14 protein-coding genes are annotated in these 14,681 nt (G+C 42.6%); 8 read left to right on the top strand and 6 right to left on the bottom strand.

Annotated features, from left to right (window positions below; translation table 11 throughout):
- The first annotated feature begins 54 nt into the window (after window positions 1-54).
- The 3 genes from MCT08_RS06240 (at window position 55) to MCT08_RS06230 (ending at window position 3,339) form a co-directional block, all read left to right on the top strand.
- On the top strand, window positions 55-1,269 hold the full coding sequence (locus MCT08_RS06240; protein ID WP_168521583.1) for a pyridoxal phosphate-dependent aminotransferase: 1,215 nt from the start codon (window positions 55-57) through the stop codon (window positions 1,267-1,269).
- Window positions 1,270-1,367: 98 nt separating this feature from the next.
- Complete coding sequence (yfbR, locus tag MCT08_RS06235; RefSeq protein ID WP_247651901.1) at window positions 1,368-1,952, top strand: 5'-deoxynucleotidase; 585 nt, start codon at window positions 1,368-1,370, stop codon at window positions 1,950-1,952.
- A 58-nt stretch (window positions 1,953-2,010) separates the two neighbouring features.
- A complete protein-coding gene (locus MCT08_RS06230; protein WP_053311743.1) occupies window positions 2,011-3,339 on the top strand; it encodes an anti-phage deoxyguanosine triphosphatase in 1,329 nt (442 codons plus the stop codon).
- Between the two features lie 19 nt (window positions 3,340-3,358).
- On the opposite strand, the gene MCT08_RS06225 is transcribed toward MCT08_RS06230, so the two are convergent.
- A complete protein-coding gene (locus tag MCT08_RS06225) occupies window positions 3,359-3,967 on the bottom strand; it encodes a tRNA-uridine aminocarboxypropyltransferase (protein ID WP_176245808.1) in 609 nt (202 codons plus the stop codon).
- Window positions 3,968-3,970: 3 nt separating this feature from the next.
- Here MCT08_RS06225 and rrtA point away from each other — a divergent pair, with 3 nt between their 5' ends.
- Window positions 3,971-4,564, top strand: a complete 594-nt coding sequence (gene rrtA, locus MCT08_RS06220) for a rhombosortase (protein ID WP_274678052.1) — start codon at window positions 3,971-3,973, stop codon at window positions 4,562-4,564.
- An 82-nt stretch (window positions 4,565-4,646) separates the two neighbouring features.
- Here the strand turns inward: rrtA and sohB are convergent, their stop codons facing one another.
- Window positions 4,647-5,708, bottom strand: coding sequence for a protease SohB (gene sohB / locus MCT08_RS06215; protein ID WP_274673348.1), 1,062 nt, complete (start codon window positions 5,706-5,708; stop codon window positions 4,647-4,649).
- 90 nt (window positions 5,709-5,798) lie between these two features.
- Here sohB and MCT08_RS06210 point away from each other — a divergent pair, with 90 nt between their 5' ends.
- Window positions 5,799-6,542, top strand: a complete 744-nt coding sequence (locus tag MCT08_RS06210) for a YciK family oxidoreductase (protein ID WP_274673347.1) — start codon at window positions 5,799-5,801, stop codon at window positions 6,540-6,542.
- Between the two features lie 72 nt (window positions 6,543-6,614).
- On the opposite strand, the gene MCT08_RS06205 is transcribed toward MCT08_RS06210, so the two are convergent.
- Both MCT08_RS06205 and mlc read right to left on the bottom strand, forming a co-directional pair.
- Window positions 6,615-7,559, bottom strand: a complete 945-nt coding sequence (locus tag MCT08_RS06205; protein WP_053311748.1) for a chemotaxis protein CheV — start codon at window positions 7,557-7,559, stop codon at window positions 6,615-6,617.
- Between the two features lie 90 nt (window positions 7,560-7,649).
- Entirely contained in the window at window positions 7,650-8,867 is a 1,218-nt protein-coding gene (gene mlc / locus MCT08_RS06200) for a sugar metabolism global transcriptional regulator Mlc (protein ID WP_053311749.1), read from the bottom strand.
- Between the two features lie 281 nt (window positions 8,868-9,148).
- Here mlc and pyk point away from each other — a divergent pair, with 281 nt between their 5' ends.
- Entirely contained in the window at window positions 9,149-10,597 is a 1,449-nt protein-coding gene (gene pyk, locus MCT08_RS06195) for a pyruvate kinase (RefSeq protein WP_168523964.1), read from the top strand.
- A 95-nt stretch (window positions 10,598-10,692) separates the two neighbouring features.
- On the opposite strand, the gene MCT08_RS06190 is transcribed toward pyk, so the two are convergent.
- Both MCT08_RS06190 and cydH read right to left on the bottom strand, forming a co-directional pair.
- Window positions 10,693-11,859: a patatin-like phospholipase family protein gene (locus tag MCT08_RS06190; protein WP_274678051.1), complete on the bottom strand. Its 1,167-nt coding sequence runs from the start codon at window positions 11,857-11,859 to the stop codon at window positions 10,693-10,695.
- Window positions 11,860-11,877: 18 nt separating this feature from the next.
- Entirely contained in the window at window positions 11,878-11,967 is a 90-nt protein-coding gene (cydH, locus tag MCT08_RS06185) for a cytochrome bd-I oxidase subunit CydH (protein WP_141652903.1), read from the bottom strand.
- Between the two features lie 835 nt (window positions 11,968-12,802).
- On the opposite strand from cydH, the gene MCT08_RS06180 reads away from it, so the two are divergent.
- Together MCT08_RS06180 and MCT08_RS06175 are read left to right on the top strand one after the other, a co-directional pair.
- Window positions 12,803-14,263 carry a sodium-dependent transporter gene (locus tag MCT08_RS06180; protein ID WP_168521571.1) on the top strand — a complete coding sequence of 487 codons (1,461 nt, stop codon included), beginning with the start codon at window positions 12,803-12,805 and terminating at the stop codon, window positions 14,261-14,263.
- Window positions 14,263-14,364, top strand: a complete 102-nt coding sequence (locus tag MCT08_RS06175; RefSeq protein ID WP_141652904.1) for a MetS family NSS transporter small subunit — start codon at window positions 14,263-14,265, stop codon at window positions 14,362-14,364. The genes MCT08_RS06180 and MCT08_RS06175 overlap by 1 nt, the downstream gene beginning before the upstream one ends.
- The last annotated feature ends 317 nt before the right edge of the window (window positions 14,365-14,681 follow it).

Here is a 14,681-nt window from a genome sequence, read left to right as displayed (position 1 = left end):
AATCAATTTGGTGTATTTTAATAAAGAAATCATTTAATTTTCAGGAATCACACAATGCAAAATATCGGGATGTCGTCAAAACTCGATAATGTCTGCTACGACATTAGGGGACCTGTACTCAAACATGCTAAGCGCATGGAAGAAGAGGGGCATAAAATACTGAAGCTAAATATCGGTAACCCAGCCCCATTTGGCTTTGACGCCCCAGACGAAATCCTTGTTGATGTGATCCGTAACCTCCCAACATCTCAAGGTTATTGTGACTCGAAAGGTATCTATTCGGCACGTAAAGCCGTAGTGCAACATTACCAGAAAAAAGGCTTACGCAGCTTAGATGTCGAAGACGTTTATATTGGTAATGGTGCCTCTGAACTTATCGTGATGGCAATGCAAGCCTTACTTAATAATGGCGATGAAATGCTGGTTCCAGCACCTGATTACCCACTATGGACAGCTTCTGTCGCACTTTCTGGTGGTAAAGCCGTACATTACCTATGTGATGAAGAAGCCGATTGGTATCCCGACCTTGACGACATCAAAAACAAAATCACGCCGAAAACGCGCGGTATTGTGTTGATCAACCCGAATAACCCAACTGGTGCAGTTTATAGCCGCGACTTTTTACTAGAAATTATCGAAATTGCTCGTAAACATAAGTTGATCATCTTCGCCGACGAAATCTACGATAAAATTCTCTATGACGGTGCGACTCACACGCCGATTTCAACACTAGCTGATGATGTCTTAATGCTAACGTTTAATGGTCTATCGAAAGCTTATCGAGTATGTGGTTTCCGCGGTGGATGGATGTTCATCACCGGACCAAAACATATCGCTCAAGGCTATGTAGCTGGCTTGGAAATGCTCGCATCAATGCGCTTGTGCGCCAACGTGCCAATGCAACATGCCATCCAAACGGCACTAGGTGGCTATCAAAGTATCAATGAGTTGATTCTGCCGGGCGGACGCTTGCTCGAACAGCGCGATCGCGCTTGGGAATTGATCAACCAAATCCCTGGCGTTTCTTGTGTGAAACCGAAAGGGGCAATGTATCTGTTCCCGAAAATCGACACCAAGATGTACAACATTAAAGATGACCAAAAAATGGTCCTCGATTTTCTGAAACAAGAAAAAGTACTGCTTGTACAAGGTACGGGCTTTAACTGGCCAAAACCGGATCACTTCCGTATTGTAACATTGCCTCACATTGAAGATTTGGAAATTGCTATTGGTCGGTTTGAACGTTTCTTATCAACCTACAGCCAGTAGAATTTTAACGTAAAGTTCCATATGCTAAACGGACGCACTTTCCTAAACTGAAAGAGCGTCCGTTTTCTTTTCCACTCAAAGCAAGGATGTTTATTGCAATGAAAGAGAGCCATTTTTTTGCCCATCTCGCTCGAATGCAGTTAATTCAACGTTGGCCTTTAATGCGTTCGGTTTCCAGTGAAAACATTTCAGAACATAGCCTGCAAGTTGCTTTTGTCGCACACGCATTAGCGGTGATCAAAAACAAAAAATTCGGTGGGAAGGTTAACCCTGAACGAATTGCAATTTTGGGGATGTATCATGATACCAGCGAAGTATTAACTGGCGATTTACCGACACCAGTCAAATACTACAACCCAGATATAGCTAAAGAGTATAAAAAGATTGAAGCCGCTGCTGAGCAAAAACTGCTTTCTATGCTGCCAGAGGAACTGCAGGAAGACTTCGCGCCGTACCTGGTGACGCAAGCAGCGCATCCTGAAGATGCGGCTATTGTAAAACAAGCTGACTCTATCTGTGCTTATCTCAAATGTTTAGAAGAGTTGAGCGCTGGAAACCACGAGTATGCACTCGCGAAAAAGCGCCTTGATATCACTCTTAAAGAGCGCCGCACACCTGAAATGGAGTATTTCCTGAATACCTTTGCCCCAAGTTTTGAATTAACGCTGGACGAAATCAGCTAATTAGCGATAAGTTACCAGGTAAGTGTTTGAAAATTAGCAATGTGTTGCAGGAGATGGTATGGAAATTTCCATTAGCCCTAAATGGCTTGAGCGCAAAGATGATGAACATAAAATTCGTCGAGATGATCACCGCAGCCCATACCAACGTGATCGCGCACGTATTCTCCATTCAGCGGCCTTTCGTCGCTTACAAGCGAAAACTCAGGTACACGGTACCAGCCTTAATGATTTCCACCGCACCCGTTTAACACATTCACTGGAAGCGGCTCAATTAGGTACTGGTATTGTTGCTCAGATAAAGCTAAAACAACCCGAATTTCGTGATCTATTGCCTTCAGATAGCTTAATCGACTCATTGTGCTTGGCGCATGATATTGGTCATCCCCCTTATGGGCACGGAGGCGAAGTCGCGTTGAACTACATGATGCGTGAACATGGTGGTTTTGAAGGTAATGCTCAAACCTTTCGCATTGTGACAAGCCTTGAACCCTACACCGAACACCATGGCATGAATCTTTCTCGGCGAACGGCGTTAGGACTACTAAAATATCCCGCTTTACTTAGCCAAACTCGAGCTGAAAAACTTCCCGAGGCGGTCTCACATCAACGTCAACTCAAAGCAAAAGATTGGTCTCCTGCCAAGGGTATTTATGATTGCGACCAATCGATTTTGACTTGGGTTTTTGAACCGTTATCAGCACAAGATAAAGACTTATTAAGCCAAATGCGTGACCTACCAGCAACGCCTTATCAGCACAAAAAGACGCGCTTTAAATCACTCGATTGCTCCATAATGGAGCTAGCGGATGACATTGCCTATGGGGTGCATGACTTGGAAGATGCTATCGTACTTGGCATGGTCACACGCCAGCAGTGGCAAGAGGCGGCAGCCTCTCAATTAGCCGAATGTGGCGATGCTTGGTTTGAAGAACACATTGCTTCAATCAGTGAAATGTTATTTGCTGGCAAACACTATCGCCGCAAAGATGCTATCGGTGGCATGGTCAACGCTTTACTCACTAGCATTAATGTTAAACCAGTGGACGCTCCGTTTCACAATGAACTCCTCGCTTTTAATGCCTTTCTCGAACCCAATATGGCTAATGCGCTTGAAGTTTTGAAGAATTTCGTTAGCCAATACGTCATTCAAATTCCACAAGTTCAACGTGTGGAATACAAAGGACAACAGATCATCATGGATCTATTCGAGGCGCTCAGTGCTGACCCTGAACGGCTACTGCCAGAAACAACTCGCGGTAAATGGCAACAAGCAGAAGATGGCTCTGGAGATGGAATGCGGGTGATATGCGATTACATTTCTGCCATGACCGATGGCTATGCACAAAGAATGCATCAACAATTGTTCTCAGCGCATCACCACTGCTGATGTGCCGCGCAAAGACTATTTATTTGGACAAATAGTTACGCTCAAATACGCCTGGGGGCATCTGGGCAATTTGAAACTCTATCATCTGTTCAAAAGCTGTCATTAGTGGTTGAAAATTTCGCGTTGGCTCAAGCAGCGATAAAATATGATATCCCGCTTCAACCGTCGATAAACTGTTTTCACTCGGCGCTTTACGAATACGGTAATTACCGACGAGGTCTTTAGGTAAATGTACACTTGGCAACGCGTGCAAGTTGCCGGAAAGTTGCCACATTTTATATGCTTTCTTCCATGTACCATCGAGTAAAATGATACGAATTTTTTTGGCTGGAGATAACGTCGACAGCTCAGATGCACAGCGAGAAACATCACTGGGATACAGCACATAGTGAGCGACATCAGGCTCAGAAAGTAGCGCATTGAGCTGCGCATGTTGGCTGAAATCTTCTCCTACCAAACGCATACTGTTCGCCAAAGATAAATCCAAAATACGCGCAGTTCCCATCGGGCGATGTTCTTCTGTCGGATGTTGAAGGATGATAAGCTCTACCGACGATGCAAGCGGTACAATAGATGCACAAATACACGCCTTAAGCGATTTACCACATTGAGAACAATAACGAGACATAACGTGAACCACTTCCGCCTGAATTTTCTAAAAATGAGTAGCATAAAAAAAAACTATTTAACGCTAATGACCATCAGTTTGATTTGCTTCGTTTTGCAATTTGAACCCCTTGCTACATTCAGCGAATGGAACTTATCCGCAATCAAAACGGGTCAATGGTGGCGAATCCTAACAGGAAATTTTACTCATACCAACTTTGCACATCTTGGCATGAACCTCGCTGGACTGTGGGTCATCCATTTTGTGTTTCAACCTAGCAATAAAAGATTGCTACTTAGCCTTCTTATGACCAGCTTTACGGTTGGCGTTAGCCTTTTTTTTAGTAGTATGCAGATTTACGTCGGTTTGTCTGGTGCTCTACACGGGGTGTTTGCCTATTTGGCTCTACAAGAAGCGTTACAAGGACGCCGAAGCAGTTGGCTGTTGGTGGTAGGTATTATCGTTAAAGTCACCTGGGAACAGACGTTCGGAGCTTCAGTCAGCACCAGTGAACTGATCAATGCCCGCGTGGCCATTGAAGCACATCTGGCTGGCATGCTGGCAGGCTTTGCAACCGGATTATGTGAATGGTTACAGTTAAAAAAAGCAGAGAAATAACGCATTTCCCCGCTTAATGCTTCTTTTGCTCATTCTCTTTCAATTGAAATGCAACGCACTTCAACCAAAAAAACAGCGCAGATTAAACTATCGGACGTTGACCACGGCTGATTAGCTTCATCAACACGCTATCAGCGGCTTCACCTGCCACACCAGCCAATTTATCGGTCAGTTTTTTCTTTTGTACGTAATGAATCGCCAATACCGTTTTGTCTTTGCACGCTTCAACGACTAAATCATCAGAGGTTTTAATTTCATCAACCAAACCTAACGCCTTCGCTTGCGTACCAAACCAGTGCTCACCTGTCGCCACTTTATCAAGATCAAGCGCTGGGCGATGATCACGAATAAAGTCTTTAAACAGTTCATGCGTTTCTTCTAGCTCTTGCTTGAACTTTTCACGCGCCTTATCGCTATTTTCGCCGAACATAGTCAAGGTACGTTTGTATTCACCCGCCGTTAACTGCTCATATTCAATGTCATGCTTTTTAAGCAGTTTGTTGAAGTTTGGTAGCTGCGCAATCACACCAATAGAACCCACAATCGCAAACGGTGCTGACACAATTTTATCGGCAATACACGCCATCATGTAGCCGCCACTAGCCGCCACTTTGTCAACCGCTATCGTCAATGGTAAGCCGGCAGCTTTAAGGCGATCTAATTGCGATGATGCCAAACCATAGCCATGAACCATGCCACCACCCGTTTCCAAGCGCAGCAGTACTTCATCACCTTCACGAGCAACAGCCAATACAGCGGTCACTTCTTCACGCAAGGAGGCGACTTCTTTGGCATCAATGCTGCCGTTGAAGTCCAAAACAAAAAGGTGTGGTTCGCGTTTTGTGTCTAACTCACCTTCTTTCGCTGCTTTTTTAATGGCTTTATCACGCGCTTTTGTTTTCTCTTTCTCGCTTTTTTTCTCAGCTTTATCTCGCGCCTTTATAAACGCATCATCATGTAAATGGTGCTCAAGCTGTTCGACGATATCTTTATGGCGATCAGTCAAATTCACCACTTCCAATTCACCTTTTATCGCACTGTTTTTTCCACCCACGGATTTCACAATGACTAACAATACAACGAGAGCGACGACGACAGTCGCAATCTTGGCCAAAAACAGGCCGTAGTCCAACAAAAATTCCACAGTCATAATCCTCTTAATGTGCGAATTGGTGTATTGTACCCACCTTGTCACAAAGACTTAAAGTAAATCATAAGAATAAGGAAGCACAACGTGGATTATTCAGTTTCTGCAGATGCCCTCAAGGATAAAGTCATTTTAATTACTGGTTCTGGTGATGGCATTGGCAAACAAGCCGCCATTAGCTATGCCGCACATGGCGCGACCGTTATTTTATTGGGCCGCACAGTAAAGAAATTGGAACAGACTTACGATGAAATCGAAGCCGCTGGTTACCCACTACCCGCTATTGTTCCGCTAGATATGAAAGGTGCTACCAAACAGCACTACCTTGATATGGTTGATACGATTGAGGAACAATTTGGCCGTTTAGATGGCGTACTACACAATGCTGGCATGTTAGGTGTAATAAGCCCATTTGATCAAATTGGCGAAGACTCATACGATGACGTGATGCAAGTGAATGTCAAAGCGCAGTTTTTGCTTACTCAAGCCGTGCTACCACTGCTGCATAAATCTGAAGATGCTCGTATCGTTTTTACTTCATCAACCGTGGGGCACTGTGGCCGTGCATTCTGGGGCACATACGCTATCTCAAAATTTGCCACCGAAGGCATGATGCAAGTATTAGCAGATGAATTGAGTAATACGCACATCCGTGTCAATGCGATTAACCCAGGCGGTACGCGCACAGGTATGCGCGCAAAAGCTTTTCCTGCAGAAGATACTGATTTACTGAAAACGCCGAAAGATATCATGCCATTGTATGTGTACTTAATGGCTGCAGAAGGTAAAGAAATTAACGGCCAGTGTATCGACGCTCAACCTAAAAAGTAAAGCTTCAGCTCACCACGCTCAATGCCCTGCTCACTGCAGGGCATTTTTTATGTTATGTAAAACTTTATATCACTAAGAAAGCACGTCACGTAATCTATCTTGGGCAACTTGTACCAATAAATCGGGTTGGAATTTAGAGATGAAACGGTCACAACCCACTTTCTGTACCATCGCTTCATTAAAGCTACCGCTAAGCGAGGTATTGAGTGTGACGTACAGGTCTTTCATCCGTTTATCACTGCGAACTTCATGAGTTAGCTTGTAACCATCCATTTCTGGCATTTCAGCATCGGTTATCATCATCAATAACTCTTTGCTCACCTCACGTCCTTCATCACACCAAGATTTCAGTAAAGTTAACGCTTCTAGGCCATCTCGACACTCAATAATTTCAATACCTAACTGAGAAAGCGTTCCTTTAACCTGGTTGCGGGCTGTTGAAGAGTCATCAACAATCAGAACTTTTCGGCCAATCATCTGGTTAGCAAGCTCGCGATCCAGAACATCTTCTGAAATCGATACGTCGTAATAGATAATTTCAGCCAACACTTTTTCGACATCAATGATCTCAACAATAAATGACTGTTCATTGTCTTTAACTTGAGTAATCGCCGTTAAATAATTTGAACGCCCTGCTGATTTAGGCGGCGGCTGAATTTCAGTCCAAGCGGTGTTGATGATATTACGCACCTGCCCAACCAAAAAACCCTGAACCGTACGGTTATATTCGGTCACGATAAGGTTCTGCTCTTGGTTATCCAACCGAGAAGGTGGAAAGCCAATAGCACTGCGTAAATCAATAATGGGAACGGGCTCACCGCGCAGTGAAGCCACCCCAGTGATATTGTGATGAGATCCCGGCATTTTAGTCAGTTGAGGGACTTTTATCACCTCTTTAACCTTAAACACGTTAATCGCAAAGATTTGTCGACTATTTAGGCTAAACAGCAACAACTCAAGGCGGTTTTCACCGACCAGATTAGTACGTTGATCAACCGTATTTAAAACACCTGACATACGAAATCCCGAAATTAAAAAGTAAACCCATATAACAGTATAGCTATATGGGTTCATTGTAAAAAATATAAATCAATTAAAGACGCAAAATTAGCCTTCAACCACCTTCATCAATAAAAGCCCATCATAAAGTGCTTGTTTGATTAACGCCGCCCCTGGCATCGTCGCCTGTTTATAGAAACGAGACTCTACTAATTCGAGGTCTTGGTGATAAACCGGTAAACTTTGCTCTTCAATGCATGTTTGAATGGCAGGATATAACACACTCTTTGCTTGATTAATGACCCCACCAATTAATATTTTTTCAGGGTTAAATAAGTTAATGACAATAGCAATAGCCGCACCAAGATAACGACCAAGCTTTTCAATTACATCAACGGCAAGTGGGTCACCATCCGCCGCTGCGGCGCAAATATCCTCAATCGTAATTTCACTTTGAGCCGTTAAAGACGACGCTTCACCTGCGGCAATACGCTGTGCCACTTCTTCACGAATAGCTTGCGAACTTGCCACTGTTTCTAAGCAACCAATATTTCCACAGTGACATCGTTTGCCGTTAGAATCGATTTGGATATGACCTAATTCACCAATATTACCATGCCGCCCTTGCAATACCCGACCATCTAGAATGATACCAGCCCCTAAACCATGGTGAATCGAGATAAGAACAGAGTTGTCGTTGTCTTGTGAGTGACCAAACAGCTTTTCAGCTAGCGCCCAAGCTCGAGTATCATTGGCAATGAAAACGGGTAGGCCAGTTGCCTTATAAATCTCTGGACCTAACGCTAAATTCTCCACATTGTAATGTGGCATTTGCAACACGATGCCTTGTTCAGAATTGACTAAACCAGGCAAAGTAATTGCGATACTGGTCACTCGGTCTAATTGAGACGAGTAAGTTTGAAAAAACTCTTCTATTTCATAAAGTAACCGTGCAAGTACGTCGTCTTGGTCCAGTTCATGAATTTCTATCTTGGTATCGATCAGCACATCACCACCAAGTTCATGCAACGCAATCGTCAAGTAGCCTCGACCTAAACGCATCGATAAAAACTGCCAACCTTCATTGTTCGTCTGTAAACCTACTGCAGGACGACCACGACTAATGGCTTCTTGTACTGTTGTCTCATGGATCAAATGAGCTTCAATCAACTCACGGGTAATTTTTGTAATACTTGCAGGTGCAAGCTCACTCTCCTTTGATAAATCAATACGAGAAATGGGACCTTTTTGGTCGATGAGTTTATATACACGACCAGCATTGACCTGTTTGATATGATCAATATGGCCTGGTTGAGCCATGTACATTGGGAGCTCCAGAAATCAATAACATGCTAATTTTTTTACTTTGCGAAGTAATTGTGAAGCGCTTTGGTATATTGCCGTGACAAGCATCACGGATATACATGGATCTTTGCGAATTAAGTCAAGCCATCACTGATTTTTTACATAATTCAAATGCGATGTAAGTCTTATTTTCTCTCGAAAAATATCATTTATAACACAATAAATACTCATTGATGCGCTTCATTTTGCGAGATCTTGCATATACTTATCTCAGTATCACCATGCTATTAACGGAGAGCACAATGATCCCTGCATTAAGAAGAACAAAAATTGTCACTACATTAGGGCCATCGACAGACAAAGGTGAAATATTAGAAGCCATCATCAGAGCTGGTGCAAATGTCGTACGTATGAATTTTTCACACGGTAGTGCTGAAGACCATATATTACGCGCTCAAAAAGTACGCGCCATTGCCGCAAAATTAGGTCGCCATGTTGCCATACTCGGTGACTTGCAAGGCCCAAAAATTCGAGTATCTACATTTAAAGAAGGTAAAATTCTGTTAAATGACGGTGACAAATTTATTCTTGATGCCGACCTCCCAACGGGTGAAGGTGATCAAGATTCGGTCGGAATTGACTATAAAAAGCTTCCTCAAGACGTGCAATGTAATGACTTATTATTGTTAGATGATGGTCGAGTGCAGCTTCAAGTCACAAGTGTTGATGGTGCGAAAATTCACACCATCGTCACTGTAGGAGGCCCTCTATCTAACAATAAAGGGATCAATAAAAAAGGCGGTGGCTTGTCTGCTAATGCTTTAACAGAAAAGGATAAGCGTGACATCTTACTGGCCGCAGAAATCAAAGTTGAGTATCTAGCCATATCCTTCCCTCGCAATGGCGAAGATATGAAATATGCACGCCGTTTGGCGCGCGATGCTGGACTAGAAACGAAATTAGTAGCAAAAGTAGAAAGAGCGGAAACTGTAGCGAATGATGCAAATATTGATGACATTATTATGGCATCTGACGTGATCATGGTTGCTCGTGGAGACTTAGGTGTTGAAATTGGCGACCCAGAATTAGTTGGAGTTCAAAAAAAGCTCATCCGTCGTGCCAAAGAACTTAATCGGGTTGTCATTACGGCAACACAAATGATGGAATCGATGGTTGAAAATCCAATGCCGACGCGCGCTGAGGTGATGGATGTAGCCAATGCGGTACTCGATGGCACTGATGCTGTGATGCTGTCAGGCGAAACAGCGGCAGGGAAATATCCTATAGAAACCGTCCGCTCAATGGCTGAGGTCTGTGTTGGGGCTGAAAAAATGATTGAAGCAAACCAACAAAATTATCGTATTGATACATCGTTCGTCACCGCGGAAGAAACCATCGCAATGTCGACAATTTATGCGGCTAATCACATGGAAGGGGTCAAAGCGATGGTTACACTCACCGAATCGGGGCGAACGGCACTCATGACATCCCGTCTCAACTCTGTGCTCCCGATATTTGCCATGTCGCCCAACGAACGAACATTAAACCGTTGTGCTTTATACCGAGGAGTGACTCCCGTCTATTTTAACACCAAAGCAGATACCGGGTTTGACGTCGCGGCGGCGGCTTTAAATACACTAAAAGAACGAAAATTATTAAAATTTGGCGACTTAGTGATCATTACACAGGGTGACATTATGGATGTAGAAGGCTCAACCAACTGTATGCGTATTTTACCAGTCCTTGAGTAAATGACTGTCTGATATCACTTTACTCGCTAGCGGAGTTACTAGGGCGTGTTGAAATTTCGAGGTTGCTGTTATAGTGAAACGCCAACACGTCCAAATTAACGTTGTTTAATACGCTCTTTATACGCTGACTGCGCTTTATCAAACTGCTTGATAAATTCATAACCTGCTTTTACTCCTAATGCATAGTCATAAAGCAAGTCATCTTTGTTACTCAACAGTGAACTCGATTTTAAAGGCTCACTGGGAGCAATTTGTAGAACAAAAACATCATCAGGTGGTTTATGCAAAAAATCTTGAGTGAGCGAATAAGTTTGATAGTGCACCATAAGCATGTCAGCGAGACCAGAATCAAATTTATCGCCAATCAGATGGCTTAACCGATAAATATCATCAGCACCAAAAAGCCATCGACCTCCGTTAAGTAACTGTAAATGGATTTGTTCTTTTTTTTGTTCTTTGGCTCGCTCAATTTTCTGTTGTACGAAACCATTCCAATCTTGCTTCCATTGCGATAACTTTTGTTGCCACTGCCCTTGAATATTATTCAAAGGTTCAGAAAGCCAATGAGCTTCGCCAGTAAAAGAAAGCTTCGGTTGCGTTGTGTTGGCTTTGGGGTCGTAGTCAGCACACTCAGTACGGATAACAGCAACGAAACGAGAGCCTTTCCTCCACGCTTCCTGAACCGGTATCGAAGCGGATACTCCCCCATCAATATACGCACTATCATCTAATTTTACTTCATGCGGATATAAACGTGGGATAGCGCAGGTCGCGGTTAATACATCACGCCACCGCTCTCCAAGCAGAGGAAAATAATGATCATGTAATGTACTTGCAGAGGTTGTCGCAGCGTAAGCCTGTCGCTTCTCAAGTACTTTTCTACCCATATCAATATCTAAGCGGTACGGAAATTCAGAGATTCTGTCCAAAGCCCAGTCTAGATTTAAATATTGTTTGCGCCGTACATAACCAAAGAGGTTAAAGAAGTTGGTGTCAGTAGTGAGGTCTAAAATAAACGCTTTACCTAAACCACGCTGGCGGCAGAGATAAGCGCATAAGTTGAGTGCACCTGCAGAGGTACCATAGAATTCATGAAATGGGTCAAAATTAGATAAAAGAAAGGCATCCAACACACCAGCAGTAAAAATACCTCTCTGCCCACCACCTTGAGCAACTAATGCATTTTTACCACCAATGTATTTCGAAAATTGATCGACATCGACAGTGTTCTCTTTGTCAGAGACAGTTCCACTATTGTTCATCAGCAGAACCCTCCGTCATTAATGAGTAATAACGATTAGCCCATAACCAATGAGAATAGCAAAAATTGTTGCTGTGATAACTAAAGCGTATTTGAGTTCGTGTTCCATAAAAACCTCCTGCTATACAACAAAGTAATAACATCTGGATAAAAACGCTTCAAGTGTTGTTTATTTCTAAATACAATTATGGAGTTATCATCACAATAACTCAATCATAAAGGTACTGGTTAATGTAGTTATGTTAATGAAAACACATAATCAAATTATTTTCGTTACCTGCAAAATATACATATATACCCAAACAACTTGAAGTTGCAGATAGGTGGTAATTGAGTTCATCCCCATGAGCATAGATAAACTATGTGATTGGGGTGAGCGAATGTAGCCAACACAGATGCAACTGGGTATACCAACTTCGTATCCTCAATAAACGTTTTTTAATCACTTACCTAAACTGAGAATTTTTGTATCTCATCCTATTTTCGGTGATATCCACTAGTGAGTGTCTATTTTTCAGTCAGACACCCTAGCAATAAAAATAGTTTTATCATTTAAAAAAACTAAAAATTACAGCCTTATCAACCACCCACTGTGACTTTTTCCTACTCATTACCCTAAAAAAATGACAATTTAACAACTAATAAACCATCAAAAAACCAGAAAATAACATTTACAATCTATTGCCTTAACCAACTTTAGTCTGTAGTCTCAATGCCATGCGTAGCTGATTGTTTCAGTTTTCGCAAACACACATCGTACAATTAAGAACAATATTCTGAGAAATCTCAAGGCTAACAACATATAAAACTAACTTTTTGCCAGTTCATGGATGAAGGCACAAATATTTAGGATCGCTTTAGCACACCTACTGTATTCATCATTCTAAAACTGGCTCTAGCCAAAGAGAAGCTTCATACCTCAGGGAGTCGTAAAGGAGTAAATTATGAAGCGAGAACAATGGGGATCCCGAGCCGGATTCATTTTAGCCGCAGTGGGTTCAGCAATCGGTTTAGGAAACATTTGGCGTTTTCCTTATATGGCCTATGAAAATGGTGGTGGTGCATTCTTCATCCCTTACCTTTTTGCCATGATTACCGCCGGAATTCCATTCATGATCCTAGAGTTCAGTATGGGTCAAAAACATCGTGGTTCTGCACCAACAACGTTAGCGAAAATTCACGCTAAATTTGAATGGTTAGGTTGGTTCCAAGTTGGCGTTGCTGCCGTCATTGCTGTTTACTATGTTGCAGTTATTGGCTGGGCTATCTCTTATTTCGGCATGTCATTTACTCAAAGTTGGGGCACGGACACCAATGCCTTTTTCTTTAGTACTTATTTAGGCTTGGGTGACAATTCACCAACTAATCTAGGTAGTATTCAGTGGAAGATCGCCATTGCAATGCTCATTGCTTGGGCGATTACTTATGCCGCTATTGTAGGTGGTGTAAAAGCTGGGATTGAACGCGCCTCTAAGATCATGATGCCAGTACTTTTCATTATGGTCTTACTGCTGATTGGTCGTATGATTTTTCTTCCAGGAGCATTAGACGGCGTTAACTATATGTTTGAGCCTGATTTTAGCAAGATTTGGGATGTGAAAGTTTGGGCGGCTGCATACGGACAAATTTTCTTCACTCTAAGTATTGGCTTTGCCATTATGCTTGCCTATTCTAGCTACCTGCCTGAAAAATCAGATATCACTAACAACGCATTTATGACCGTGTTGATCAACTGTGGCTTCTCAATTCTAGCGGGTATTATGATTTTCTCTGTTCTTGGCTATATGGCTCAAGAACAAGGTAAGCCATTAACAGAAGTCGTTTCTGCTGGTGTCGGTCTTGCATTTGTGACTCTACCTGCGGCAATCAACCTACTTCCTGCGCCTTATATTTTAGGGCCACTATTCTTCTTTGCTTTAGTAGTCGCTGGCCTAAGCTCTCATATCTCTATTATGGAAGCGGTAACCTCGGCGGTAATGGATAAGCTAAAATGGAATCGTAAAAAAGCAGCAAACATTGTTATCGGTACTGGATTAGTCGTTTCAATGGCATTTGCTACTAATGGTGGTTTACTGTTACTTGACCTTGTTGATCACTTTGCCAACAACGTAGGTATTATGGTGAGTTGCTTGGTTGAAATTGTGCTGATGACTTGGCTATTCAAAATTTCAGATGTACGTAAATACGTCAATAGTATCTCAGACTTTAATATTGGTGTTTGGTTTGATATCTGCCTACGTTTTGTTTCGCCAGTTATTCTTGCCATTATCGTAGCCACTAAGCTACAAACATTATTCACTGAAGGTTACGGTGGCTATGACCTAACATTAGGTTGGGTGATGATCGCACTGTTATTTGCTACCGGTGTAGCGATCAACGTAACAAGTAGTAAGGAGCACAACTAATGACAACAAGCGCAATTATTATGATGGTTATTGGTTTGGGTATTACATGGGGTGGCGCTGCCATTTGCATTAAAAAGGCTATGAATAAGCAAGACTCATAAACCGAAATATCTTTAAAGAATATAAATGCCGACAGTCAATGTCGGCATTTTTATATTTAAAAAATAAATACCATGCTGCAAGGAAAGTGCTACTGATTACCCCATAAAATCCCCTGCATGCCACTCTAGGCCTATATCTAAACGTTGCCTTACCTTACCACTAGCCAGCCTAGAGGTATTTTTACGCTCGCTCAATAAGTCATTGCAGCCAATACCCTTGCAACAAGTAAAACAAAAGTCACCGCTGTTTGCTCACCCTTGGTATAGCGTTAAATGCACCGCACCTGTTCTTGCCTTGGGATAGTAACTCAACTCTC

Origin of the sequence: Vibrio aestuarianus (assembly GCF_028858425.1) — a bacterium.
In the GTDB taxonomy this organism is placed as follows: domain Bacteria; phylum Pseudomonadota; class Gammaproteobacteria; order Enterobacterales; family Vibrionaceae; genus Vibrio; species Vibrio aestuarianus.
Note: the sequence above shows the minus strand (reverse complement) of the source record. Positions and strands in the feature narration are given on the sequence as shown.